Below are 25,912 nucleotides of genomic sequence, written 5' to 3'. Positions count from 1 at the left end.
CATGGAAGACCTCGATGGCAACTTGATGTACCGCACCTGCCCCGAGTGTGGCCGTGATCTTCCGCCTGAACCGTTCGAGGCCGACGGGCATCTGCGGATTGGATTTGTTTGTGCCGAGCATGGGGTGCATTCGGTTGTGAGCCCGTTCGAGGACTGACAGCACCGCGCAATTGTCAGTGGTCGAGCTGATGATCGTCGTATGGACTATCTGTATACGAAGAATGGCCGACCGCTGAAGCGTCGCGGCGATGACCTGTTCAGTTCCTCGGGCACCCACGTCGGTCGTATCCGGGGCGAGAAGGTTTTCGACTCCAACGGCCGGTATGCCGGCACCGTCGTGGGTGACCGAGTGATTTACCGCAGCACGCACTCGGCCTCGATCAGCAGCCCGTTCGCGCAGCGTGCGAGTGCGGGGTTCGGGCGTGCGAATCGTGCCGGTACGGGTGCGTGGGGTGATGAGCCGCCGTTTCCGGATTAGGCATCTATGACGACAGTCCTCCTTCGTCCCGCGCTGGTGAAGCCTCCGCCGTTTCGGTGGACCGGACCCGAGACACCCTTGCCGGGCACGCGGCCGGTGTTCCTGTACCTGCGGCTTTCGCGTGCGCACGGCGATGGTCGGGACGCGATCGAGCGGCAACGCGTCGATCTGACGCGCAAGCTCGCGGCGGAGGGCGGGTGGACGGTGATGGGGGAGTACGTTGACCGCGATTCCGCCAGCGCGTATGCCCGGACGGAGCGTGCGGGGTGGCGTGCGTTGAATGCGGGGATCGCGTCGGGGCGGGTGCGGGCGGTGGCGTTCTGGAAACTCGACCGCACTCTTCGGGTCGCGTCGCGCTGCCTGGAATGGGTGACCTCGTGCCAGCAGCAGGGTGTGACGTTGTTGTCGCATCAGGACTCCACCGAGGAACTGAACAGCGTCACCGCGGCGGCGAAACTCTCCACCGGGGTGAAGGCGTTGTTGGCAGAGGCGGAGACGGACACAATGAGTGAACGGCAGCGTGCCGCGAAACGTCACGCCGCGCAGGCCGGCTTCATCAACGGCGGCAGACCACCTTTCGGCTGGCAACCCGGCCCCCGCGTCACCGATCATGCAGGGCGCACCGGTCGGCGGTTGGAACCACACCCCGCCGAGCACCAAGCATTGAAAGACGCCGTCGCCCTCGTGCTCGCCGGCACTGGTCTCCGCGAGATCGCAGTGCACTGGAAAGCACACCTCGGGATCACCGGCCGCGACGGTGGGCTCGTGAGCGAGCAGAAGGTGCGTGCCGCGTTGACCTCGCCGCGCATGGTCGGCTACCGCCAGCACCAACTGCCGCCGCATCGTCGAGGCGTCAGTGTTGATCCGCTCGACTACATCGCCCGAACCGCGGACGGGGAGCCGGTGATCAGCCAAGAGCCGGTCTGCGACCTCGACACCTGGCATCGCGTCCAAGCCGTGTTGCGATCACGCAGTACGGGCGCGCGGAACGGGTGGGGTGCACGCGCGTGGTTGCTCACCGGTCTGCTGCGATGCCCCTGCGGGGGGTCTCTGTCGGGTGTCTCGCAGCCTCAGAAACCTGACGCCGACGGCCATCGGGTGGCCCGCTACGTGTACCGGTGCAAAGCGAACCGCCGCCACGGGCCCGGTACCTGCACAGGTGGTGCGTCGATCACGGCGCCGGCCGCGGAGCAGTACGTCATCGAGTGGTTGTTCGGGTTCTTCTCCAGCGACCGCCTCGACGCCCACAACAGAAAGGCTGCGAGGTCGAACGCCGCGGCCGTTGCTCGCATCGACGCAGAACTGGCGGTGGCGGGTGACGAACTCGACGCTCTTCGCAACAAGGCGTCTTCGCTGGTGGTCGGTAGCGATCTTCACCAGATCGTCACGGGGATGACTGGCCGCGTCATGGAGCGCATCGCGAACTTGAACGAGGAACGCGTTGCACTCACCATCGAACACCCGGCACCGCTGACACATGAGCAACTCGTCGCCGTATGGCCGACACTGAACACTGAGTCACGCCGGACGCTGCTGCGTCAGCTCATCGATCACATCGAACTCGCTCCGGGCCGCGGCCGCCCCGCCGAACGACTCAACATCGTTCTGCAGTCTGAGGAGTGACGCTCGCGCGGCGGCGACTCGTCGTTCCGCGCGAGAGAGCCGCCGGTTCAATCTAGCCACGTCGTTGAGCGCGTGGCGATGCTCAACCTGCGCTTCTCGGAGGCGCCAGGCCCGCTCCCGTAGCTTGTCCACCGGGGTCGATCCGAGCAGCCGGCGGCGATGCCCACAGTTGGCGCACGGCCAGGTCGGAGAGTCCGGGCCGTGGAGGCTGGCGTGCTGCCGATAACGAATCCTGTGACCGCACGCGAGTGAAAGCTCCCACTCCCGCAGCGGTGGATCGGTGGCAGCGGCGGACTCGATGAGGCTCCGCAACTGCTCAACGGCGGACGATGTCAACGGTGGGTTGGTGTTCGCGTTCATGCATCAATCTGATCGTGCTTGATGCAGATTCGCGTGCTGATCAGCCCCGTTCCGAGTCCGCTCGCGGCTAGAATGAGAGCACCGATTGAGGTGTACTTTCCATTCCTTGCTGAGGCCGCCGAGTTCTCGCGTGTCGCGCTGGATGCCCTGCGTCAACCTCTCGAGTCGGGGAGCATCGAGATCGACCGCTCCGGATTCCGGGCGCGATTCCCCGCACGGTTCCAGCTGGCGCTGGCGACCAACCCGTGCCCGTGCGGCAACCACGGCGTGCGCGGTGCGGAGTGCATCTGCCCGCCGATCGCGATCCGGCGGTACTCCGCACGGTTGTCGGGACCGTTGCGGGATCGTATCGACATCGACCTGCAGGTCGCACGCGTCGCCGCCTCGCGTGCGACGACGGCCGAGCGCCCGGTGACGACCTCGGCGCACGCCAGGGCACGGGTGCGCGAAGCGCGGGATCGCGCATCCCGGCGCTGGGCGGAGACCCCATGGGCGGTGAACGCCGAGGTGGCCGGATCACATCTGCGACAGGGGGCCCTGCGGCTCCCGACCGATGTGCGCGCTCCTCTCGACCGTGCGCTCGAGCGCGGACTGCTCACGTTGCGCGGCTACGACCGCGTGCTGCGGTTGGCCTGGACCATGGCGGACCTCGCCGGGGTGGACCGTCCTGGCCGTGACGAGCTCGGGCGCGCGCTCTTCCTGAAGAAAGGACTGATCCCGTGATCGACACGCTGCTCGCAGACACCGAGGCGTTCGCGGCGGCACGTCTCGCCCGACCGGATGACGATCCGGCGCAGACGCTGGCGCGTGTCAGCTGGGGCGTGATCGCCGAGCCCGGCGACGGCGTGGCCGGCGCGCTCATCGCGCGGCTGGGCGCCGTCGACGCGCTGCGTGTCGCGCTGGATGATTCGCGATTCGCGCTGTCGGACCGCGTCATCGGCGAAGCGCAGCGGCGTTGGCGGCCACGGGCGCGACAGCGCGACGTCGTGCGGTCATTGCAGGGTGCGCACGAGGTGGGGGCGCGACTGCTCCTGCCGGGCGATCCGGAATGGCCGGAGGCGATCGACGACCTCGGCGAGCACGCGCCGGTGCTGCTGTGGGTCCGCGGCGACGTCGGCCGGCTGTCCATGACCGAACGGGTCTCGATCGTCGGCGCACGAGCGGCGAGTGCATACGGCGAGTCGGTCGCCTCCGAGTTCGCCGGGGATCTGGCGGCGTCCGGCACCCTCGTGGTGTCCGGGGGTGCGTACGGCATCGACGGAGCGGCTCATCGTGCCGCACTCGGCGTGGGAGGCGGAACGGTCGCGTTCCTCGCCGGAGGGGTCGATCGTGCTTATCCCGCCGGACATCAGCAGCTGTTCGAACGGATCCGATCGACAGGAGCCATGGTGAGCGAACTTCCGTGCGGTGCGGCACCGACCAAATGGAGGTTCCTCGCCCGAAACCGCCTCATCGCCGCGCTGGGCATGGCGACGGTCGTCGTGGAGGCAGGCTGGCGCAGCGGGTCGTTGAACACCGCGGGTCACGCGGCGGCGCTCGGCAGGCCGCTCGGGGCGGTGCCGGGGCCAGTGACCTCAGCGGCGTCCGCCGGGTGCCATCGGCTGCTGCGCGAGTACGATGCGCGCTGCGTGACGAGCACCGAGGAGGTGCGGGAACTGCTCGGTATCGATGCGACGCGTGCGGGCGGCGGCGGGGCGGCCAGGGTCGATCCCGATCAGACCCGACTCATCGACGCGATGAGCACACGCACGCCCCGCTCCGCCGCAGAACTCGCGCGGATCGCCGGGCTGTCGGAGGATCGGGTGCGCGCGCTGCTGGGCCTGCTGTCGCTGGAAGAGCGCGTGCGCGGCGACGAGGCCGGGTGGCGGCTGCGGACCGGGTGAACGCTCCGCGATACGGGTGAGCAGCAGGTTCACTCCGGCATCGTTCTGCGGATCTCACCGTCTCACCGCGACGGCGAGGCGCCTCGTCCCAGTGAGCACTGCGAGGCATGCTGGATGGATGGACCTCGATGCCGCCGCCGATGCGTTCAGCACGCATCTGGCGCAGGTGCGCCGGCTCTCAGCGGCGACTGTGCGCGCGTACCGCTCGGACCTTCGCGATCTCTCGGATGCGGTCGAGGGCAGGCCGCTCGCCGACGTCGACCTCGAGGCGCTGCGGGACTGGCTCTGGCGTGCCACGCAACGCGGCGACGCGCGTTCCACGCTGGCGAGACGCGCCGCAGCCGCCCGCTCCTTCTTCGCGTGGGCGAAGGACGAGGAACTGATCAGCGTGGATCCGAGCCTGCGCCTGATCGCGCCGAAGCGGGGCCGAACGCTTCCCGCCGTCGCGTCGCAGGACGGCATGAGCACTCTGCTGGACGCCTACCGCGACGCGGCCACCGACGGCGACCCTGCACGTCTTCGGGACCACGCGATCCTCGAGCTCCTGTACGGCTCCGGCATGCGGGTCTCCGAGCTGTGCGGGATCGACGTCGACGACCTTGATCTGGATCGCGCCACGGCGCGGGTGCTCGGCAAGGGCTCGAAGGAGCGTGTGGTGCCGTACGGGACACCCGCTCGCGATGCTCTCGGCGCATACCTCACGCGGGCGCGCAGCACGCTCGCCGCGCGTGCGCAACGTCCGACACCGGCCGTCTTCCTCGGAGCGCGCGGTGGGCGGCTCGGCCCGCGTGCCGTCTACACGCTGGTCGCGCAGGCACTCGGACCGATCATCGGCGCCGAGGCGGTCGGACCGCACGCGCTCCGGCACTCCGCCGCCACGCATCTCCTCGACGGCGGTGCCGATCTCAGGGCGGTGCAGGAGATCCTCGGGCACGCGAGCCTGGGGACCACGCAGATCTACACGCACGTCTCCTCGGAGCGGCTCACAGCGACCTACCGACTCGCCCACCCTCGGGCATGAACGCGTCCGTCGAATCGGCGGCCGGATGCTGAGCGCAGCAGGGCAGCAGGATCGCGCGGGGGACATCGCCGAACATCAGCATCGGATTGATGTACACGTCGTCGTAGCGCACGCCGAGGTGCAGTTGACCGAGGGGAGTGTGGCCACCGCGCGCGACGAGGCCCACATCCTCGCCTGCGGTGATCGCGGTGCCTGGCGCGAGCGTCGACGTCACGGGCTCGAGCGTCGTCACGATGCCGCCACCGTGGTCGATCGTGACCAGCGGGCGGTCCACCACGACGCCGCGGAAGGCCACGACCCCGGCCGCGGGCGCGCGGACGACGCCGCCCACGGCAGCGGACACGTCGATGCCGCGGTGACCGGGGCCGTAGTCGTGCGCGGGTGCCCGGAACGGCGTGATGACGGATCGTCCTCCGTCGACCGGCCACACCCATGGTGGATCGGGCGTCGGCGGTACGAGCGACGCCGCGGGGAGCACGCACAGCAGCAGCACGAGAACGAGGAGGTTCCGCGCCGTGGAGATCCTGGGATTGCCGCCGCCCTGAGTCCGCATCAGACCATCCTGGGATCTCCGCCGCGGATGCGTGGAGGAGAACCCGCATCCGGGGGAGAATCAGCGAAGACCGCGTCATGTGCAGAAGCAGCCGACGCCGAGGGATCCTGTACACTGGAGGTCGCACCTCGATCATCGGGGTGACTACGCGTGCCCAGAGCGATCGAAGTCCGCACGGACGAGATCGTGGCATCCACCCCCTCAGGTCCTGCTCGCAAGAGCGGGTGGGAGTGCGCCGGGCACCAGGCATGCCGATCATCCGATCGGCGAGAACAACCTCAACGGCGCCAGGCGCGCCAGAACAAGGAGACGACCATGGCTGTGGTCACCATCCGCCAGCTGCTCGACAGCGGCGTGCACTTCGGACACCAGACCCGTCGGTGGAACCCGAAGGTCAAGCGCTTCATCCTCACCGAGCGCAGCGGCATCCACATCATCGACCTTCAGCAGTCGCTGGGGTACATCGACAACGCCTACGACTTCGTCAAAGAGACCGTCGCCCACGGCGGCACCATCCTCTTCGTCGGCACCAAGAAGCAGGCCCAGGAGATCCTGGCCGAGCAGGCCACCCGCGTCGGCCAGCCCTTCGTCAACCAGCGGTGGCTCGGTGGTCTCCTCACCAACTTCCAGACGATCTCCAAGCGTCTCGCACGCATGAAGGAGCTCGAGGAGCTCGACTACGAGACGCCCGCGAACAGCGGCTTCACCAAGAAGGAACTGCTGCTCAAGAAGCGCGAGCTCGACAAGCTGCACAAGTCCCTCGGCGGTATCCGCAACCTGACCAAGACGCCTTCGGCTCTGTGGGTCGTCGACGCCAAGCGCGAGCACCTGGCCATCGACGAGGCCAAGAAGCTCGGCATCCCCGTGATCGGCATCCTCGACACGAACGCCGACCCCGACGACTTCCAGTACCCGATCCCCGGCAACGACGACGCGATCCGCTCCGTCTCGCTGCTGACCCGCATCATCGCCGACGCAGCGGCCGAAGGCCTGCAGCAGAAGCACAACCCCGAGTCGGGCGACGCTGAGCCGCTGGCTGAGTGGGAGAAGGAACTTCTCGAGACGCCTGCTGAGGGTGCTGAGGCTCCCGCAGCGGAGACCGCCGCTGAAGAGGCTCCGGCCGCTGAGACGACCGAGACCGTCGAAGAGGCTCCCGCCGCTGAGGCGACCGAGACCGTCGAAGAGGCTCCCGCCGCTGAGGCGACCGAGACCGCCGCTGAGGCGACCGAGACCGTCGAAGAGGCTCCCGCCGCTGAGGCTCCCGCCGCTGAGGCGACCGAGGCTCCGGCCGAGGCCGACGCCAAGTAATTCCGCGTTCACACACATCACGAAGCAAGGAGCCACCACACATGGCCAACTTCACCATCGCCGACATCAAGGCGCTGCGTGAGCAGCTCGGCACCGGAATGGTCGACACGAAGAAGGCGCTCGAGGAAGCCGAAGGCGACCGCGAGAAGGCCGTCGAGATCCTCCGCCTCAAGGGTGCGAAGGGCAACGCGAAGCGTGCCGATCGTTCCACGAGCGAGGGCCTCGTCGTCGCTCGTGAGCAGGACGGCGGCGTCACGCTGATCGAGCTCGCCTGCGAGACCGACTTCGTTGCGAAGAACGAGCGCTTCATCGCGCTGGCCGACAAGGTCGCAGACGCCGCTGCCGCGGCGAAGGCGAACTCGGTCGATGACGCCCTCGCGGCATCCGCAGGCAACCAGAGCGTCGGAGACCTGATCTCCGAAGAGGCGGCCATCATCGGCGAGAAGGTCGAACTGCGCCAGGTGCGCACGGTGACCGGCGACGCCGTCGAGGTCTACCTGCACCGCACCAGCAAGGACCTGCCTCCGCAGATCGGCGTCGTCGTCGCCTACACGGGCAGCGACGCGGAGACCGCGCGCAGCATCGCTCAGCACATCTCGTTCGCGAACCCGTCGTACCTCAGCCGGGACGATGTGCCGGCCGACGCCGTCGAGAAGGAGCGCGAGATCGTCACAGAGATCTCGCGCAACGAGGGCAAGCCAGAGGCCGCGCTGCCGAAGATCGTCGAAGGCCGCGTGTCCGCGTTCATCAAGCAGGTCGCCCTGCTCGAGCAGGACTACGCCAAGGACAACAAGCTCTCTGTCGCCCAGGTGGCGAAGGACGCCGGTATCACCGTGACGGACTTCGCGCGCTTCAAGGTCGGCGCGTAGCAGTTGTGAAGGGGTTCGGATCCGATGTGATCCGAACCCCTTTTCCATGCCCACAAGGCACTATCTTGAATCGGGACGAGAGGACCACCCACCCATGACTGAACGCACCGGACGCCGACGCGTCCTTCTCAAGCTCTCCGGCGAAGCATTCGGGGCCGGACAGCTGGGCGTCAACCCGGACGTCGTCGGTCAGATCGCGCGTGACATCGCCGCAGCGGTGGATCAGGTCGAGGTCGCGATCGTGGTCGGCGGTGGCAACTTCTTCCGCGGCGCGGAGTTGAGCCAGCGCGGCATGGACCGCGGCCGCGCCGACTACATGGGCATGCTCGGCACGGTGATGAACGCCCTGGCGCTGCAGGACTTCCTCGAGCAGGCGGGCGCAGCCACTCGCGTGCAGTCGGCGATCTCGATGACCCAGGTCGCCGAACCCTACATCCCGCGCCGCGCAGAACGGCACCTGGAGAAGGGGCGCGTCGTGATCTTCGGCGCCGGTGCGGGTCTGCCGTACTTCTCGACCGACACGGTCGCCGCGCAGCGGGCACTGGAGATCGGCGCCGACGAGGTGCTCGTCGCCAAGAACGGCGTGGACGCCATCTACACCGCCGACCCCAACAAGGACACCACGGCCACCCGCATCGAGCAGGTCACCTACCGGGATGCGCTGCAGCGCGGCCTCAAGGTCGTCGACTCGACGGCGTTCAGCCTGTGCATGGACAACAACATGGACATGCGCGTGTTCGGCATGGAGCCGGTGGGCAACGTGACCCGTGCGATCCTCGGTGAGCCGATCGGCACACGCGTCACCGCCTGAGTGCATTACGCAGGGTGTGACCCCACGCCCGGATAGAATTGCTGGAACACCCCGACGATAGGAGTCACCGTGATCGCGGATGTCCTCGCTGAAACCACCTCCCGCATGACGCGTGCTGTCGAAGCCGCCAAGGAGGACTTCGCCACCGTGCGCACGGGCCGCGCGAACCCGCAGATGTTCCAGAAGGTGATGGTGGACTACTACGGCTCGCCCACTCCGCTGGCGCAGCTCGCGTCCTTGGCGAACCCTGAGGCGCGTTCGCTCGTGATCACGCCGTACGACAAGTCTGCGCTCAAGGCGATCGAGCAGGCGATCCGCGACATGCCCAACCTCGGTGCGAACCCGACGAACGACGGCAACATCGTGCGCGTGACCATGCCGGAGCTCACCGCAGAGCGCCGCAAGGAGTACGTCAAGATCGTCCGTTCCAAGGGCGAGGACGCGAAGGTGCAGATCCGCGGGATCCGCCGCAAGTCCAAGGACGAGCTCGACGCGCTCAAGAGCGACGTCGGTGAGGATGAGATCGCGCGCGGTGAGAAGGAGCTCGACGCCCTGACGCGTCAGCACGTCGATCTCATCGACGACGCCCTCAAGCGCAAAGAGACCGAGCTGCTCGAGGTTTAATCGAGGATGAGCGACGCAGTCGGTTCCGATGACGAGCAGCGCCCGTTGACGCGGCGCGAGGCCCGTGACGGAGCGACCCCGGAAGCCGACGTCCCCGTCGTGGACGAGACGGCGATCCCGCCGCGTCCGCCGCTGCCGCGCAGTGCTGCGCATCCGACCGATCCGGCCGCCGCCGTTCGGGGACAACTGCGTCAGGCGCGGGGGGAGTTCGAGACCCACGTGACGCAGGCCCGCGAGCACCTCGACCAGGCGAACGAACGGATCAAGGCGAGAACCGGTCGTGATCTGATCCTCGCGATCCTCGTCGGGCTGGGATTCGGCGCGATACTGCTGGCCTCCCTGATGTTCATCAAGGAACTGTTCGTGCCGATCGCCCTGGCGATCGCCGTGCTCGGCATCTTCGAGCTCACGCGCGCGCTGGGGGCCGCGGGGCGCAGGGTCGACATCGTCCCGCAGATCATCGCCGGCGTCGCCCTGGTGCTGGCTGGTTACTTCGCACCGCCGTGGCTCATCTGGGTGACGCTGCTCTTCGCCGTCGTGCTGGTGATCGTCTGGCGCCTTCTGGCGCAGATGCTCTCGAAGGACGGCCGCACCTACGGCGACGTCCTCACGGATGTCATCGTGAGCGGCTTCGTACAGATCTACGTGCCGTTCCTCACCGGGGTCGCGCTTCTGCTGCTCGCTCAGGAGGGCGGGCAGTGGTGGGTGCTCGCGTTCATCGGGATCGCCGTCGCATCCGACACCGGTGCGTATGCGGCCGGACTCGCCTTCGGGAAGCATCCGATGGCTCCGCGCATCAGCCCCAAGAAGACGTGGGAAGGCTTCGCAGGGGCGGTCGTCGCCGCTATCGCGGCCGGTGTGCTGCTCGCCATCTTCCTGCTGAATCTGCCGTGGTGGGCGGGAGTGCTCTTCGGCGTCGCCATCCTGCTCTCAGCGACCCTGGGTGATCTCGGCGAGTCGATGATCAAGCGCGACATCGGGATCAAGGACATGAGTTCCTGGTTGCCGGGTCACGGGGGGCTCCTCGATCGACTGGACAGCATCCTGCCGTCGACGATCCCGGCCCTGAGCCTCTACTTCCTCCTTTCACCATGGGTGACGCTGCCATGACTTCGGATACGGTGAACGATGTGAACGAGATCGACGACGACAGCACGACGACGCCGGCGTTCCGCACGGTGAGCGGCCGTGAGCGCGGATACCACCGCACTGCCGTGGACACCTTCCTGGCCGCCGCGCGCGACAGCTTCGAGCAGAACGCGGACGATCTGTCCGCCGCCGATGTGCGGATCGCGTCGTTCCCGCTGGTGAAGGGCGGCTACGACATCGCCGAGGTGGACGCCGCACTCGGTCGTGTCGAGGACGCACTGGCGGCACGGCAGCGCGAGCGCACGGTCCGCACGGAGGGTGCGGAGGCCTGGGTCGTGCAGGCACGATCCGAGGCGCAGGTGATCCTCGATCATCTCGCTCGCAGCCGACGGCACAAGTTCGCGCGAGCGGGTTTCCTCTCATTCGGCTACCGCGTCGACGAAGTCGATCACGTGGCGGCGCGCATCGTCCGTTTTCTGCGCGACGGCGATGAGCTCTCGGTCGAGCAGCTGCGATCCGCCGCATTCCGGATGCAGCGCGGCGGCTACCGCGAGGAGCAAGTCGACGCGCTGCTGGACGCCACCATCGATGTGATCCTCGCCGTCCGCTGATCTTTCACCGAGCATTCGGATGGAGGTATCAGGTGCGCCTGGATACACTGGAGCTATTGTGACTTCCGGTACCGAGATCGAGCCCACCGTCGCCAGCGCTGCGCCGGCGAGGTCTGCAACCCCGCGATCGCCTGTGCGCCCGCGTGGCCGCTGGTCGCGGCGTCGCGGCGTCGTCGGCGGTTTCGCGGCATTCGGAGTGGTCGCGTTCGCTGCGGCGATCGTCGCACCGACGGGGATGGCTCTGGCGGATCCGCCCACTGCGGACGTGCAGACGCCGTTCTCGATCGCCGCTCAGGACACGCAGGATCTGACTGTCACCACGGGTGCGTCGATCGAGACCGTCACACGCGGCGCCTATGACGTCTACGTGACGCCGACCCCCACTCCGACTCCAGAGCCGGAGCCAGAGCCCGCGTCCGCAGAGTCGTCCGAATCGTCCGGCGGCGGACCCGGCCCGGTGTATTACACGGGCGGTGGAGCACCGGCCGAGTGGATGGCCGCTGCGGGCATCGCCTCAGGTGATTGGGGCTACGTGGACTACATCGTCGCCAAGGAGAGCGGTTGGAACCCCAACGCGACCAACTCCTCTTCCGGTGCGTGCGGACTCGTCCAGGCGCTCCCGTGCAGCAAGGTTCCCGGTAACGGCTACGACCCGGTCGACAACCTGCGATGGGCGAACGGCTACGCCACGGGTCGCTACGGCAGCTGGGCCGGCGCGTACGAGTTCTGGATCAACAACAACTGGTGGTAATGCTCCGACATGCCCCGCTCCCACAGAAGGCGCCAGGAGCGCCCGGACACTGACGACTCCTTCGACAGGCTGCTGGCGGGGTGGAAGCGCAGCGAGACCCGTCACGGGCGTGAGTGGGTCGTGCAGCCGGTCTCGACGCAGCAGGCGCAGAAGGATTACACCTGCCCCGGATGCCGCGGCGTCATCGTCGCCGGCACCGCGCACCAGGTCGTATGGCGTGCGGACGGAGTGCTCGGCGATGCCGCCGATCTCGCCGCGCGCCGGCACTGGCACACCCACTGCTGGCGGATGGCGTGAGCATGGAGATCCGCGGACCGTTGGAACTGCCGGCATCGCGCGAGCCGGTAGAGCTCTTCACGGCGGATGAGCTGACGCTCGTGGGCGAACTGGCGCGGCCGGAGGCCGCTGCGCCCGTCGCGACGCTGGTGACGCTGCATCCGCTTCCGACCGCCGGCGGCTTCATGGATTCGCACATCGTGCGCAAGACCGCCGCGCGTCTGCCTGCTCTCGCCGACCTGGCCGTGCTTCGATTCAACACCCGTGGCACGAGTTCACCGCGCGGGACCAGCCAGGGGAGGTTCGACGGGGGCGAGGCGGAGCAGTTCGACGTCGCCGCGGCGATGGATCTCGTTCGAGAGCGGGCTCTACCGCGGCCCTGGCTCCTCGGGTGGTCGTTCGGCACCGAGCTCGCACTGAAGTACGGACGGGAGCACGACATCGAGGGCGTCATCCTGCTCGCGCCCCCTCTGCACAGGGCAACGGCGAGCGACATCGCGGCATGGGCGGATGACGATCGCCGCGTGATCGCGCTGATCCCCGAGTTCGATGACTACCTGCGACCCACGGAGGCGCGCGAGCGATTCTCGTCGATCCCCGACATCACCCTGATCGACGTCGAGGGCGGCTCTCACCTCTGGGTCGGCGAAGCGCAGGTGCGCCGTGTCCTCACCGAGATCGTGGCGGTCGTCAACCCGGATGCCCTGCCGCTGCCGAACGAGTGGCCCTGAGGATCCACGCCGGCCGCGTCATCTCTCGTTCATGCGTGGGATGAGCACCTGGCGGTAGATGATCAGGATGCTGGCCGCGACCGGGATCGCGATCAGGGCGCCGAGCAGCCCGAGCAGTGATCCGCCGGCGAGCGCCGCGACCACGACCACCGCGCCGGGCACGGACACCGCACGGCTCATGATGCGCGGCGAGATGATGTACGCCTCGATCTGCATGTAGATCAGATAGTAGATGCCTGCCGCGAGCGCCGTCGCCGGCGACCCGAGGCCGGGGATGAGGCATGCGAGCACGATGATCGTCGAGCCGGTGAGCGTTCCCACCAGCGGGATGAGGGAGAAGAAGAACGCGACGACTGCGAGCACCGCGGCGAACGGGGCGTCGATGATGCTGAGGAAGACCGCGCTGAGCACACCGTTGATCATCCCGAGCGTGACCTGGCCCATCACGTAGTACCCGACCGAATCGGTGATCTGCTCCGCCAGATCGATGAAGCGCGGTCGGCGCGAGGCGGGGACGAGCTGATACACCGACCGCTTGAGCGAAGGGGTGGACGCCGTCAGGTAGATCGTCAGGATCAGCACGATGAAGGCACCGAACAGACCGGTCACGAGGTTGAGGCTCACCGCGATGACGCCCCCGGTGATGTCTCCCATGTTGGCGAGGAGCCAGTCCTGCGCCTCGGTCAGGATGCGATCGATGTCGAGGGCGGGGAACACCGCTCCCAGCCATTCGCGCAGGTCGCCCCAGATGTCATTGCTCGACTGGACGAGCTTCGTGATCTGCTCGACGAGCTGGCTCACCTGATCGATGATGATCGGGAGCACGATGAGGACGATTCCGGCGAAGATGCCGAGCACTCCGAGGATCGTGACGATGACCGCGAGCCAGCGGGGGAGTTTGCGGCGCTCGAGGAAGGAGATGACCGGATCCAGTCCGAGACTGATGAACAGCGCGGTCCCGACGTACAGCAGCACAGTGGAGAGCGATTGCACGCTGCCGATCAGCAGGATGCCCAGTCCCACGCCGAGCGTGGCCACCAGGGCCGTGCGGAACGGATTGTGAAGCTTCATGCGCTCTCCTCGAGAAGACTGCTCTCAGGGTAGTCGTGAAGTGGCGACGTGAATTCGCGACGTGCCGATGGGTCGGGGTTGCGGCCCCTCGTAGTCAACACTCAGCCAGTTTCGATAGTCTGAAACGTCGAGCGGAGACCCGGGCGAGGCGCCGGGGTCACGTAAGGAGACTTTTCGTGCGTTTCGTGTGGGCCGTCGTGGCCTTCGTCCTGGCCACGCTTCTCATCGGAGCGGGCATCGCTCAGCGAACCATCTTCATGGGCCCATCGGCCCAGCAGACGGAACTGAGCGTGGAGGAGCCGGCTCCGTACCTGCTCGTCGACGGTGCCGTGCTCCGAGAGAATCCGGGGCAGCAGACCCTCCTGATCCGCGGTGAGGGAGACATCTTCGCCGCGTACGGCCGCACCGCCGACCTCGAAGCCTGGCTCTCGGATGCCACGTACAACTCGGTGAAGCTGGACTCGGACGGCACGACCGCGAGCACGCTCGTCGAGCCGGAGGACGCGGCCGACGAGCCGGAGGAGGGCGCCGAAGGCGAGGCTGCGCCGGAGGAAGGTCGCAACCCTGCGGGATCGGACCTCTGGCTGGACTCCTTCAGTGAAGCCGATCAGCTCATCACCGACATGCAGCTTCCCGCCGGCATGAGTGTCCTGATCGCGAAGGACGGCACGCAGGACGCGCCGGAGGACGTCGTCGTCTCGTGGCCGCTGGATCGCTCCACACCGTGGGTCGGTCCGCTCATCGTGGCAGGCGGTGCCGTGCTGCTGTTCGGCCTCGTCATGTACGTGCTGGCCATCCGTCATCAGCGGAGGGGACGGGGCCCGCGGCGCAAGGGACCTGGGCCGCTCCCGGCGACCGAGCCCATCGACCTCTCAGTGGAGCCGGCACCGGTGCGCAGAGCCATCGAGACGCCTGAAGGGGCGGAGCCCTCATCCGATGAGGTGCCCGCCGAGGGGTCGCCCGCCGATAAGGGCGCGCCGAAGAGCGAGCGCCGTGCGCACTCCGTCCGACGACGTCTGCTCGTGCTGCCGGCATTCGGAGTCGCCGCCCTGCTCTTCGCCGGTTGCTCGAGCGATTCCTGGCCGCAGTTCGGCGAAGCCTCGCCCACACCTTCGCCGACGCAGACGGTGATCACGCCGGAGAACCAGAAGCCTCCGGCAGTCACCGAGGCTCAGGCGTCGCGCATCCTCAAGAACATCGCGGCGACCCTGACGGATGCGGACACCGCTCTGGACATCGACCTCGCGGCGACGCGACTCGACGGCGCCGCGCTGGCCGCCAGGACCACGGACTACACGCTGCGCGCCACTCTCACCGACCGAGCCCTGCCGGCGCCGATCCCGACGGACGTCATCGAGGTCCTGCTCCCGCAGGCCACGGACGAATGGCCCCGCACGGTGCTGGTGCTCAGCAAGAGCAAGAGCGACGAGACGGTGCCGCCCGTCATCCTCACCATGACGCAGGCCGATCCGTGGTCGAACTACAAGGTCAACAATATCGCCGAGATGCAGGCGTCGGCCGAGGTGCCGGAACTCGCTCCGGCGTGGCTGGGCACCAGTCTCATCACCGAGAACGCGTCCGCGTTCCTCGCGCTCGCACCCGAGGAAGTCGCGACGGCCTTCGCCGACGTGGTCGACGCGGGGGAGAAGAGCGAATACCGCTCCCTCTTCGATCCGGTGAGCATCACCCTCGCGGACTCCATCGCCGCGAGCCGCGCGGCCGTCACCCAGTCCCTCATCGACAACGGCGCCGCCGAGACCTCGAAGACGGCGTTCGACATCGTGGCGGGCACGGCTCCGCCCGTCGCCCTCGCAACGCTCGACAGCGGCGCGATCGTGGCGGTGTCGACGATCGACAGCGAGACGATCACGCCGACCTCGACCGATGCGGTGATCAAGTTCGGGGAGAATCCCGAGGCGAAGACGCTCACCGGAGTCGAAGAGGCAGCCAAGGGCGTCGTGACCACTTACGGCCTCCAATTGTTCTTCTCGGTGCCGGCTCAGGGTTCGACCGAGCAGATCCGTCTCCTCGCTGTACACCAGGACATCCTCGACGTGGAAGTGATCAAATGACCGACATCTCACCCGCTGCCCTTCGTGGCGCCGTCGACCTCTCGAGCCTGCGCAACCGTCCGGCGCCCACCGCGGATGCGGCTCCCGCTCCGGCGGGTGGCGACGGCGCCGCGTCGGGAGGATTCATCGTCGATGTGACGGACGCCACCTTCGGCCAGATCATGGAGCTCTCCCGCACGGTGCCCATCGTGGTCGACCTGTGGGCCGAATGGTGCGGACCCTGCAAGCAGCTCAGCCCGATCCTGGAGAAGGTCGTCACCGAGCTCGCGGGACGCGTCGTGCTGGCGAAGGTCGACGTCGACGCCAACCCGCAGCTCGCGCAGAGCTTCCGGGCGCAGTCCATCCCGATGGTCGTCGCGCTGATCGCTGGCCAGCCGGTCCCGATGTTCACCGGTGCGGTGCCGGAGGAGCAGGTGCGGCAGGTGTTCGACCAGCTGCTGCAGGTGGCCGCGCAGAACGGTGTCACGGGCTCGGTCCCTGGCGCTCCGGCGGATGCGGACGGCGCCGACGAGGCCGAAGAGCCCCAGGAGCCGCCGCTGCCGCCCCTGCATGCAGAGGCCTTCGCCGCGATCGAAGCCGGCGACTTCCCGGCGGCGATCACAGCCTATGAGAAGGCTCTCGCTGAGAACCCGCGCGACGAGGATGCGCGCGCAGGACTCGGTCAGGTGCGTCTTCTCGACCGTGTGCAGGGTCTCGACCTGCAGCAGGCCCGCGCTGCGGCCGCCGCCGCGCCACTCGACGTGAACGCCCAGTTCGCCGTCGCCGATCTCGACATCTCCGGCGGACATGTGGAGGACGCATTCGGACGGCTGCTCGATCTGTTCGCCGCGCTGCCGTCCGACGAGCGCGCACCGGTGCGTGAGCGGCTCGTCGAGTTGTTCGGGCTCATCGGCGCCAACGATCCGCGTGTGATCGCGGCGCGCAACCGCCTGTCGTCACTGCTGTTCTGATCGCTCCGGCCCTGCGGGTCAGCTCCGGTGCCGGAGCCAGATCGTCGACAGGGGCGGAAGGGTGATCTTCGTCTTCGGCGTGCCGTGATCGCCGTCGATGTGGGCGGCGACCCGGCCGTAGTTGCCGATGCCGGACCCGCCGAACTCCACGGCATCCGTGTTGAGGATCTCATCCCAGACCCCCTCGACAGGAAGGTCGAGGGGGAGTGACGGCCGTTCGACGCCGGCGAAGTTGCTGATGACGATGACACGGCCGCCGTGCTCGTCGCGGCGTTCGAACGCGATCACGTTCGGATCCCACGACGGAGCGCCGAGGCGACGGAATCGCGTGCTGTCTCCGTCTCGCTCCCACAGCGGAGCGCTCGCGCGGTACACGCCGTTCATCTCGCCGACGAAGTGCTGCAACTGCGCGTGGGACGGCTGCTCCAGCAGCCACCAATCGAGCGAGCGCGACTCGGACCATTCCGCGAGCTGGCCGAACTCCTGTCCCATGAAGAGCAGGTTCTTGCCGGGGTGCCCCCACATGTACGCCAGGTACGCACGGACGTTGGCGAGCTTGTGCGCGTGATCTCCCGGCATCTTCGACAGCAGGCTGCCCTTGCCGTGCACCACCTCGTCGTGGCTGATCGGAAGCAGGTAGTTCTCGCCGAACGCGTACACGAATGAGAACGTCATCTCGCCCTCGTGGTGCGCACGGTACATCGGATCGCGGGCGATGTACTGGAGGGAGTCGTTCATCCAGCCCATGTTCCACTTGAACCCGAAACCCAGACCCGCATGATCCGTGGAGCCGGTGACACCGGGGAAGCTGGTCGATTCCTCCGCGATCATGACGATTCCGGGGTGCGCGCGGTACGCGGTCGCATTGACCTCCTGGAGGAAGCGGATCGCCTCGAGGTTCTCCCGGCCGCCGTGGACGTTGGGTTCCCACTCGCCGTCGCGCCGTGAATAGTCGAGGTAGAGCATCGAAGCCACGGCATCCACGCGCAGACCGTCGATGTGGAACTGGTCGAACCAGTAGAGGGCATTGGCGACGAGGAATCCGCGCACCTCCGGCCTGCCGTAGTCGAAGATCAGCGTGCCCCAGTCCTGGTGCTCGCCGCGCCGCGGATCGGGATGCTCGTACAGCGGCAGACCGTCGAACCTGGCCAGTGCGAAATCATCCTTGGGGAAGTGCCCAGGCACCCAGTCGAGGATCACGCCGATGCCGGCCTGATGCAGCCGATCGATGAGGTGGCGCAGATCGTCCGGGCTCCCGAACCGCGCCGTCGGCGCGTAGTAGCCGCTGACCTGGTACCCCCAGGAACCGCCGAAGGGATGCTCGGCGAGCGGCATGAACTCCACGTGTGTGAAGCCGGTGTCGAGGACGTGCGAGATGAGCGGTTCGGCGATCTCGCGGTAGCCGAGTCCTTCTCGCCACGAGCCCAGGTGCACTTCGTAGATCGACATGGGCTGGGCGACGGCATGCGTGGCCGCCCTTCTCGTCATCCAGGCGCCGTCGCCCCAGGAGTACGCGGAGAACGGCACCGCCGAGGCCGTCTCCGGCGGAACCTGGGTGCGCTGCGCCATCGGGTCGGCCTTGAGGATCCAGCGGCCGTCCTTGGTGAGGATCTGATACTTGTAGAGCGATCCAGGGGTGAGGTCGGGGATGAACAGCTCCCAGATCCCGCTCACACCCATCGAGCGCATGCTGTGGCCTTCACCGCTCCAGCCGTTGTGCTCTCCGACGATGCGCACCGCGCGGGCATTCGGCGCCCACACGGCGAACGAGACGCCGATCTCGCCGTCGAACAGGTGCACGTTGGCGCCCAGGACCTCCCACAGCCGCTCGTGGCGCCCCTCCGCGATCAGATGCAGATCGAGGTCGCCGATGCTCGGAAGATGGCGGTACGGGTCGCCGACGATCTGCTCCTCCTCGTCGGTGTACGTCGTCGCTACGCGGTACGCGACCGGTGATCCCTCATGCTGCCCCTCCCATATGCCGTGAGCGGCATGGACCAGCGGCAGCCTGGTGCCGTCCGAGAACACCGCAGCCACGCTCTCCGCCAGCGGTCGACGCACGCGGATCGTCGTGTGGGTGCGTCCGGTCGGATCCTGCACGGGGTGCGCGCCGAGCACGTCGTGCGGTGCATGATGCGCACCCTCGGCCACGCTCTCCCAATCGGGTGATGTGATGACGTCCTCGATGTCGCTCATGATCGTCCTTTCACCTTGAGGATGTGGACCGGCTCGGTGAATGCATCGAGCCTGACGAAGTCGTGATCGGACCACGTCCACACGGCGCCGGTGATGAGATCCTCGACCTCGAAGCGATCACCGGGTTCGACGCCCCAGATGCGGGTGTCGAGGTGCACCGTGGTCTCGCGCACGGAATGCGGGTCGACGTTCACGACGACGATGACGGTGTCGTCCGCGCCGGTCCCGGTGAACGCGGCGTCCAGATGCTTCGAATAGACCAGGATGCTGTCGTCATCGCTCCAGTGCACGTCGAGGTTGCGCAGCTGTCGCAGCGCAGGGTGGGCGGCGCGGATGTCGTTCAGGCGTCGGAGGAACGGCGCCAGTGAGTCGCCGGACGCCTCCGCAGCGGCGAAGTCGCGCAGCTTGTACTCGTACTTCTCATTGTCGATGTTCTCCTCCGAGCCCGGCCGCGCCACGTTCTCGTACAGCTCGTAGCCGGCGTAGACACCATATGTCGGTGCGGCTGTGGCCGCGATGGCCGCACGGATGCGATACGCGGCCCGACCGCCGAACTGCAGGTAGTCCGTGAGGATGTCAGGGGTGTTCACGAACAAGTTCGGCCTCAGGAAGTCCGCCGTGTCCTCGGCGAGGCCAGTGAGGAACTCCTCGAGTTCGCGTTTCGTGTTGCGCCAGGTGAAGTAGGTGTAGCTCTGCTGGAACCCCGCCGCGGCGAGTCCTCGCAGCGGGGCGGGACGGGTGAACGCCTCCGCGAGGAACACGACATCAGGATGCGCGGCGGTGACCTGTGCGATCAACCACTCCCAGAACCAGAGCGGCTTGGTGTGCGGATTGTCCACCCGGAAGATCGAGACGCCCTGCGACACCCAGTGCTCGACGATGCGCAGCACCTCGGCGGAGAGCCCGTCGGGATCGTCATCGAAGTTCAGCGGGTAGATGTCCTGATACTTCTTCGGCGGGTTCTCGGCGTAGGCGATCGTTCCGTCGGGGAGAGTCGTGAACCACTCCGGGTGCGAGGCGACCCACGGATGATCGGGCGAGGCCTGGAGGGCGAGGTCCAACGCGACCTCCACGCCGAGCTTGCGCGCTTCGCGCACGAAGAACCGGAAGTCCGCGAGGGAACCGAGATCGGGGTGGATCGCGTCGTGGCCGCCCTCGGCTGCGCCGATCGCCCACGGAGAGCCCGGGTCGTCCGGCGCGGCGTCGAGCGTGTTGTTCGGGCCTTTGCGATGGGTCTTGCCGATCGGGTGGATCGGGGGCAGGTACAGCACGTCGAAACCCATCGCCGCGACGGCGGGAATGCGCTTCGCGGCGGTGCGGAACGTGCCGCTCTTGATGCTGCCGTCCGCGCGACGCCTGGCGCCCTCTGATCGCGGGAAGAATTCGTACCAGGCACCGACGCCCGCTGCTGCCCGCTCGACGATCAGCGTCTGCTCGCGCGTCGCCGATGTGAGCGAGGTGAGCGGCCGCGCGTCGAACAGCGCGGCGAGGTCGGGATCGGCGGCGATCGAAAGGGCGGTGGAGGCATCCGCCCCGTCGAGTGCCGACGCGACCTCTTTGAGGCGCGTGCGTTCGCCTGCCGGACGGAGCTTCTCGGCCGCCGCGCGTGCGAACAGCCGGCGTCCGAGCGCCGCCATCACCTCGACGTCGACCCCCGCGGCGATCTTGACGGATGCGGCGTGGGCCCACGTGGCGTGGTCGTCGGCGAACGCCTCGAACCGGTACCGCCAGGTGCCCTGCCTGTCCAGGGCGATAGCGGCCTCCCAGCGGTCGGTGCCGTCTCCGATGGCCGTCAGCCGGTGCAGACTCTCCTGTCCGTCCGGCGCGGTCAGGCGCACGTGCACCCCGATCCGGTCGTGCCCCTCCCGGAACGCCACGACGCGGAACGGCACGACCTCGCCGGCGAACGCCTTCGCGGAGAAACCGCCCGGCGCGGCCGGCTGCGGTTCGGCCAGCGGGATGCGCCCGGTCAGCGTGTGATCGAGCCCGCCTGACGCCGGCGTGCGCTCAGCGGCGGCACGCGGCCGCAGCGGGATCTGTGCGGGGCTTCGAAGCTCCGCGGGACGATTGCCAGAACGTGCAGCCACACCCTGAATGTACCGCGCCTCGACCGGTGCCGACACCCGTGGGCGTGTCGTGCTCCCGAGGCCCTATTCGACGCGGAAGAGGCGCATCGAGGTACCGGTCATGGCCAGCACGTCGCCGGGCGAGAACGTCTCCGATGCAGCATCCGGACGCTCATCGGCGCTCGACCACAGCGAGACGAAGCGCGTGGCGTCCTCGACCGCCGGCAGCGTGATGTCGATGGGGGCCTCGATGCCGTGCACCACGAGGAGGATGCGGTTCGGCTGCTCGTCGACGGGAGTCGATGCCGCCACGTACTGCAGCGTGCGATTACCGGGGTCGGTCCACTGCGCCTGCTCCATCGTCTCGCCGTCCTGGTTGTACCAGTCCATCACCGAGGCGTTCGGGGTGTGCTCGCCGAGGCGGGCGTACCGACTCGGTCGAAGCGCCGGGTTCTCCCTGCGCACGCGGGTGAGTGCGGCGACATGCGCACGCAGGTCGTTCTGCCAGTCCTCGTGCTCCCAACTCATCCATGTGAGATCCGAGTCGTGCGCATAGGCGTTGTTGTTGCCGCGCTGGGTGCGGCCGTTCTCATCCCCTGCGGTGAGCATGGGGATGCCGGCCGAGAGCAGGAGCGTACCGAGCAGGTTCCGCATCGCCTTACGGCGGGCCGCCTTGATCGAGGGGTCATCGGTGGGGCCCTCGACGCCGTGGTTGAACGCGCGGTTCATGTCGGCGCCGTCGCGGTTGTCCTCGCCGTTGGCCTCATTGTGCTTGACGTCGTACGAGACGAGATCGCGCAGGGTGAAGCCGTCGTGCGCGGTGACGAAGTTCACGCTCGCGAGCGGACCTCGGGCTTCGCTGAAGGTGTTCGACGAGCCGGCGAGTCGCGTGGCGAACCCGCCGATGCCGACAGGCGCCGAAGCACGGCGTGCGTAGTCGATGTCGCTGAGCCAGAAGTTGCGCACCCGATCCCGGTAGCGATCGTTCCACTCGTGCCAGCCGTCCGGGAAATTGCCCGTCTGCCAGCCTCCCATTCCGACGTCCCATGGCTCGGCGATGAGCTTGACGCCCTTCAGCGCCGGATCGTCCCTGATCGCCAGCAGCAGGGGGTGTTCGCGCGAGTACTCGTGCGACGCATCCCGGCCGAGTGCTGCGGCGAGGTCGAATCGGAAGCCGTCGATCTGCATCTCCTGCGCCCAGTAGCGGAGCGAATCGAGGACCAGTCGTGCCCCGGCATCCATCGCGGTGTTGAGCGTGTTGCCGATCCCGGTGGTGTCCACGTACACACCGTCGGCCTGCTGGCGATAGTAGGCGGCGTTGTCGATGCCTCGAAGGCTCGAGCGCGGTCCGCCGATGCCCTCTTCCGAGGTGTGGTTGTAGACGACGTCGAGGATGACCTCGAGGCCTCCTTCGTGCAGCAGCTTGACCATGCCCTTGAACTCGGCGAGGACGGCCTCGGGGCCCTCCTTGCGTGCGTCCTCCGTGGCATACGCCGCGTGAGGGGTGAAGAAGTTGAGGGTGTTGTATCCCCAGTAGTTCGTCAGACCGCGCTCGAGCAGGCGGGGCTCCGGGACGAAGGCGTGCACGGGCAGGAGTTCGATGGAGGTCACCCCGATCGAATGGAAGTAGTCGATCATCGTGGGGTGCGCGAGGCCGGCGTAGGTGCCGTGCAGCGCGGGCGGCACGTCGGGGTGGCGCTTGGTGATCCCCTTGAGGTGCGCTTCGTAGATCACCGTGCGATCGAGCGGGATGCCTGGCTTGCGGGACCCGCCCCAGTCGAAGCCGTCGACGATGACGACCGAGCGCCATTCCTCGTAGCCGTCGCCCTGCGCGAGGCCTCTGGCGTACGGGTCGAGCAGCAGGGTCTCGGGGTTGAAGGTGTTGCCAGGACCGTGCGGTCCGCCCACACGGACGGCGTACCGGGTTCCCGGCTGCAGCAGGTCGGTGGTCACCTCCCAGACGTCACCAGGACCGCGCACGAGGTCGACTTCGTCGGTGACCCAGTCGAGGTCGGTCTCATCGAAGACGACGAGTTCGATCGAGGATGCGTGCTGCGACCAGACGCGCAGCGTCGCGACGCCGTCGTGCAGACGGACTCCGAGATCGTCGAGGGCGGCACCGCCGGGCGCGGTGAAGTCATGGGACTCAGGCATGAGTACAGATTAGGCGGGATGTGTTGCAGTCTCATGACAGTGAGTACTCGGTTCCACTCGTCGTGTCGCGAGAAGTGCCATGTCGTGAGAAATGCGGGAGAGTTGAGGGATGCGGTTCTATCTCGATCATGCGGCGACAACGCCGTTGCGCCCTGAGGCGCGGGATGCATGGCTGGCCGCCACCGACGTCGTCGGCAACGCGTCCTCGACGCACGGCGCAGGTCAGGATGCCCGTCGACTGCTGGAGGAGTCGCGGGAGCGGATCGCCGCGGTTCTCGGCAGCGACCCCATCGAGGTCGTTCTGACCTCCGGAGGCACCGAATCCATCAACACCGCGCTGCGCGGGCTGTGGGCTGCGCGCGCAGCGGACGCCGATGCGATCGTCCTGCCGGATGGCGAGCATCACGCGAGCATGGACACCGTGTCGGCTCTCGCCGCAGAGGGGGCAGTGGTGCGACGCGTGCCGCTGACCGGGACGGGCCGTATCGAGGCGGACGCGTTCGCGGAGGTGCTTACGGGTGCGGCGCTGGCGACGGCGCTCGTGGCGAACAACGAGGTGGGCACGGTCAACGATGTGGCCGCTCTCGCGGATGCAGCCGCAGCGGCGCGCGTCCCGCTTCACCTCGATGCGGTGGCGGCACTCGGGCATGCCGCGTTGTCGTTCCGCGATCTGCGAGCGGATGCGCCCGCGGGGGCGGGACTGGTCGCGATGAGCGCGGCGGGCCACAAGATCGGCGCCCCCGTGGGCGTCGGCGCACTCGTGGTCGCTCGCACCGCCCGACTCACCGGACTGCTGCACGGAGGTGCGCAGCAGCGTGGACTTCGAGCCGGGACGCAGGATGTCGCCGGCGCCGCGGCCTTCGCCGTCGCCTTGGAGCTCGCGGAGGCGGAGCGCGAAGCAGAAGGGGCGCGACTCACCGGACTGCGTGATCGCCTGATCGGCGGCATCCGCACCGCTGTTCCCTCGGCCGAACTGCTCGGAGACCCGGTCGACCGCCTGCCGAACAACGTGCACGTGCTGTTCCCCGGAGCGGTGGGGGAGAGTCTGCTCTTCCTGCTCGATGTCGCAGGGGTCGCGGCATCCACCGGTTCCGCATGCCAGGCCGGTGTCGCCGAGCCCTCCCACGTCGTCATGGCGATGGGGCGCAGCGAGCAGGACGCCCGCAGCGTGCTGCGCTTCACGCTCGGCCGCACGTCGACCGACGCGGATGTCGACGCCGTGCTCGCGGCGATCGCTGACGCGTATGCGCGCGCATCCGGGTCCGCATCAGCTTCGCGCTCGTAGACTGGACGAATGCGAATTCTTGCGGCGATGAGCGGCGGCGTCGACTCGGCCGTCGCGGCGGCCCGCGCCGTGGAGGCCGGCCACGACGTCACCGGCGTGCACCTCGCCCTCTCGAGGGCCGGTGGCACGCTGCGCACTGGCAGCAGGGGCTGCTGCACGATCGAGGACGCCATGGATGCGCGCAGAGCCTCGGACAAGCTCGGGATCCCGTTCTACGTCTGGGACTTCTCCGAACGGTTCCGCGACGACGTGATCGATGACTTCATCTCCGAGTATCAGGCCGGTCGCACCCCCAACCCCTGCATGCGCTGCAATGAGAAGATCAAGTTCGCCGCGTTGCTGGAGCGCGCGATCGAACTCGGCTTCGATGCCGTGTGCACCGGCCATTACGCGACGCTCATCGACGGCGAGGACGGGCTGGAGCTGCATCGGGCATCCGACAACGCGAAGGATCAGTCCTACGTCCTGGGCGTGCTCACTGCCGAGCAGCTCGCTCATACGTACTTCCCGCTCGGCTCGACGCCGTCGAAGGCCCTGGTGCGGGCCGAGGCGGCCGAGCGCGGGCTCAGCGTCGCGCAGAAGCCCGACAGCCATGACATCTGCTTCATCCCCGACGGCGACACGCGCGGATGGCTGGCCGAGAAGGTCGGGGCTGAGCAGGGCGAGATCCTTGACCGCTCCGGCGCGGTGGTCGGCTCGCACGACGGCGCACACGCTTTCACCGTCGGTCAGCGCCGCGGCCTCAAGCTCGGCGTACCTGCGGCCGACGGCAAGCCGCGGTTCGTGCTCGAGGTGCGTCCGGTGTCGAACACCGTTGTGGTCGGACCCAAGGAGGCGCTGGCGATCGGCGAGATCTCGGGGGAGCGGTACTCGTGGGCCGGTGCCGCCCCGACGGCATCGCAGTTCGACTGCCACGTGCAGATCCGCGCGCACTCCGAGCCGGTGCCGGCGCGTGCGACGGTCTCGGCGGACGGCGTGGACGTCGTGCCGGAGGTGCCCCTCGACGGCGTCGCCCCTGGACAGACCGCGGTGCTCTACATCGGCACCCGCGTGCTCGGGCAGTTCACGATCGACAGGACGGTCTCGGCCGTTCCGGTCGACGCGTGAGTCAGGCTTCGGATGTCGGTGCC

General features: G+C 67.9%; 24 protein-coding genes. 19 read left to right on the top strand and 5 right to left on the bottom strand.

What is annotated here, in order from left to right; all coding sequences use genetic code 11:
• Position 1: 1 nt before the first annotated feature.
• The 6 genes from ACYVG2_RS14235 (at position 2) to ACYVG2_RS14210 (ending at position 5,365) form a co-directional block, all read left to right on the top strand.
• Entirely contained in the window at positions 2-157 is a 156-nt protein-coding gene (locus ACYVG2_RS14235; protein ID WP_460781602.1) for a hypothetical protein, read from the top strand.
• Between the two features lie 42 nt (positions 158-199).
• Positions 200-478: a hypothetical protein gene (locus ACYVG2_RS14230; RefSeq protein ID WP_460781601.1), complete on the top strand. Its 279-nt coding sequence runs from the start codon at positions 200-202 to the stop codon at positions 476-478.
• A 6-nt stretch (positions 479-484) separates the two neighbouring features.
• Positions 485-2,101, top strand: a complete 1,617-nt coding sequence (locus ACYVG2_RS14225; protein ID WP_460781600.1) for a recombinase family protein — start codon at positions 485-487, stop codon at positions 2,099-2,101.
• A gap of 432 nt (positions 2,102-2,533) precedes the next feature.
• Positions 2,534-3,184: an ATP-binding protein gene (locus ACYVG2_RS14220; protein ID WP_460781599.1), complete on the top strand. Its 651-nt coding sequence runs from the start codon at positions 2,534-2,536 to the stop codon at positions 3,182-3,184.
• The gene (gene dprA, locus ACYVG2_RS14215; RefSeq protein WP_460781598.1) at positions 3,181-4,344 is read left to right on the top strand and encodes a DNA-processing protein DprA; all 1,164 of its coding nucleotides are present in this window, start codon (positions 3,181-3,183) and stop codon (positions 4,342-4,344) included. Before ACYVG2_RS14220 ends, dprA begins: the two co-directional genes overlap by 4 nt.
• 118 nt (positions 4,345-4,462) lie before the next feature.
• Positions 4,463-5,365, top strand: a complete 903-nt coding sequence (locus tag ACYVG2_RS14210) for a tyrosine recombinase (protein ID WP_460781597.1) — start codon at positions 4,463-4,465, stop codon at positions 5,363-5,365.
• Here ACYVG2_RS14210 and ACYVG2_RS14205 read toward each other — a convergent pair.
• On the bottom strand, positions 5,328-5,918 hold the full coding sequence (locus ACYVG2_RS14205) for a murein hydrolase activator EnvC family protein (protein WP_460781596.1): 591 nt from the start codon (positions 5,916-5,918) through the stop codon (positions 5,328-5,330). The two genes, ACYVG2_RS14210 and ACYVG2_RS14205, sit on opposite strands and share 38 nt — an antisense overlap.
• A gap of 315 nt (positions 5,919-6,233) precedes the next feature.
• Between ACYVG2_RS14205 and rpsB the strand changes: the two genes are divergently transcribed.
• From rpsB to ACYVG2_RS14160, 9 genes are all read left to right on the top strand, one after another.
• A complete protein-coding gene (gene rpsB, locus ACYVG2_RS14200; protein ID WP_460781594.1) occupies positions 6,234-7,226 on the top strand; it encodes a 30S ribosomal protein S2 in 993 nt (330 codons plus the stop codon).
• A 41-nt stretch (positions 7,227-7,267) separates the two neighbouring features.
• Positions 7,268-8,095, top strand: a complete 828-nt coding sequence (gene tsf, locus ACYVG2_RS14195; RefSeq protein ID WP_460781593.1) for a translation elongation factor Ts — start codon at positions 7,268-7,270, stop codon at positions 8,093-8,095.
• 94 nt (positions 8,096-8,189) lie between these two features.
• On the top strand, positions 8,190-8,906 hold the full coding sequence (gene pyrH, locus ACYVG2_RS14190; RefSeq protein ID WP_448965741.1) for a UMP kinase: 717 nt from the start codon (positions 8,190-8,192) through the stop codon (positions 8,904-8,906).
• Positions 8,907-8,975: 69 nt separating this feature from the next.
• Entirely contained in the window at positions 8,976-9,530 is a 555-nt protein-coding gene (gene frr / locus ACYVG2_RS14185) for a ribosome recycling factor (protein ID WP_460781592.1), read from the top strand.
• A 6-nt stretch (positions 9,531-9,536) separates the two neighbouring features.
• Positions 9,537-10,640 carry a phosphatidate cytidylyltransferase gene (locus ACYVG2_RS14180; protein WP_460781591.1) on the top strand — a complete coding sequence of 368 codons (1,104 nt, stop codon included), beginning with the start codon at positions 9,537-9,539 and terminating at the stop codon, positions 10,638-10,640.
• 20 nt (positions 10,641-10,660) lie between these two features.
• On the top strand, positions 10,661-11,230 hold the full coding sequence (locus tag ACYVG2_RS14175; protein ID WP_460781590.1) for a DivIVA domain-containing protein: 570 nt from the start codon (positions 10,661-10,663) through the stop codon (positions 11,228-11,230).
• A 58-nt stretch (positions 11,231-11,288) separates the two neighbouring features.
• Positions 11,289-11,981: an aggregation-promoting factor C-terminal-like domain-containing protein gene (locus ACYVG2_RS14170; RefSeq protein ID WP_460781589.1), complete on the top strand. Its 693-nt coding sequence runs from the start codon at positions 11,289-11,291 to the stop codon at positions 11,979-11,981.
• Between the two features lie 9 nt (positions 11,982-11,990).
• Positions 11,991-12,278 carry a hypothetical protein gene (locus ACYVG2_RS14165; RefSeq protein ID WP_448965736.1) on the top strand — a complete coding sequence of 96 codons (288 nt, stop codon included), beginning with the start codon at positions 11,991-11,993 and terminating at the stop codon, positions 12,276-12,278.
• 2 nt (positions 12,279-12,280) lie between these two features.
• Complete coding sequence (locus tag ACYVG2_RS14160) at positions 12,281-12,988, top strand: alpha/beta hydrolase (protein WP_460781945.1); 708 nt, start codon at positions 12,281-12,283, stop codon at positions 12,986-12,988.
• A gap of 18 nt (positions 12,989-13,006) precedes the next feature.
• On the opposite strand, the gene ACYVG2_RS14155 is transcribed toward ACYVG2_RS14160, so the two are convergent.
• Positions 13,007-14,059: an AI-2E family transporter gene (locus ACYVG2_RS14155; RefSeq protein ID WP_448965735.1), complete on the bottom strand. Its 1,053-nt coding sequence runs from the start codon at positions 14,057-14,059 to the stop codon at positions 13,007-13,009.
• A gap of 176 nt (positions 14,060-14,235) precedes the next feature.
• Here ACYVG2_RS14155 and ACYVG2_RS14150 point away from each other — a divergent pair, with 176 nt between their 5' ends.
• Positions 14,236-16,131, top strand: coding sequence for a glycosyl transferase (locus ACYVG2_RS14150; RefSeq protein WP_460781588.1), 1,896 nt, complete (start codon positions 14,236-14,238; stop codon positions 16,129-16,131).
• Complete coding sequence (locus ACYVG2_RS14145) at positions 16,128-17,081, top strand: tetratricopeptide repeat protein (RefSeq protein ID WP_460781587.1); 954 nt, start codon at positions 16,128-16,130, stop codon at positions 17,079-17,081. Before ACYVG2_RS14150 ends, ACYVG2_RS14145 begins: the two co-directional genes overlap by 4 nt.
• Positions 17,082-17,099: 18 nt before the next feature.
• On the opposite strand, the gene glgB is transcribed toward ACYVG2_RS14145, so the two are convergent.
• From glgB to glgX, 3 genes are all read right to left on the bottom strand, one after another.
• Positions 17,100-19,277, bottom strand: coding sequence for a 1,4-alpha-glucan branching protein GlgB (glgB, locus tag ACYVG2_RS14140; RefSeq protein WP_460781586.1), 2,178 nt, complete (start codon positions 19,275-19,277; stop codon positions 17,100-17,102).
• Positions 19,274-21,364, bottom strand: a complete 2,091-nt coding sequence (locus tag ACYVG2_RS14135; RefSeq protein WP_460781585.1) for a maltotransferase domain-containing protein — start codon at positions 21,362-21,364, stop codon at positions 19,274-19,276. Before ACYVG2_RS14135 ends, glgB begins: the two co-directional genes overlap by 4 nt.
• A 63-nt stretch (positions 21,365-21,427) precedes the next feature.
• Positions 21,428-23,497 (bottom strand): glycogen debranching protein GlgX, encoded by a 2,070-nt coding sequence (gene glgX, locus ACYVG2_RS14130; RefSeq protein ID WP_460781584.1) that lies wholly within the window; start codon positions 23,495-23,497, stop codon positions 21,428-21,430.
• 109 nt (positions 23,498-23,606) lie between these two features.
• Between glgX and ACYVG2_RS14125 the strand changes: the two genes are divergently transcribed.
• Entirely contained in the window at positions 23,607-24,782 is a 1,176-nt protein-coding gene (locus ACYVG2_RS14125) for a cysteine desulfurase family protein (protein ID WP_460781583.1), read from the top strand.
• Between the two features lie 9 nt (positions 24,783-24,791).
• Positions 24,792-25,889 (top strand): tRNA 2-thiouridine(34) synthase MnmA, encoded by a 1,098-nt coding sequence (mnmA, locus tag ACYVG2_RS14120; protein WP_460781582.1) that lies wholly within the window; start codon positions 24,792-24,794, stop codon positions 25,887-25,889.
• The last annotated feature ends 23 nt before the right edge of the window (positions 25,890-25,912 follow it).

The organism is Microbacterium shaanxiense, from assembly GCF_054779995.1.
This window is presented reverse-complemented; position numbering and strand designations above follow the sequence as displayed.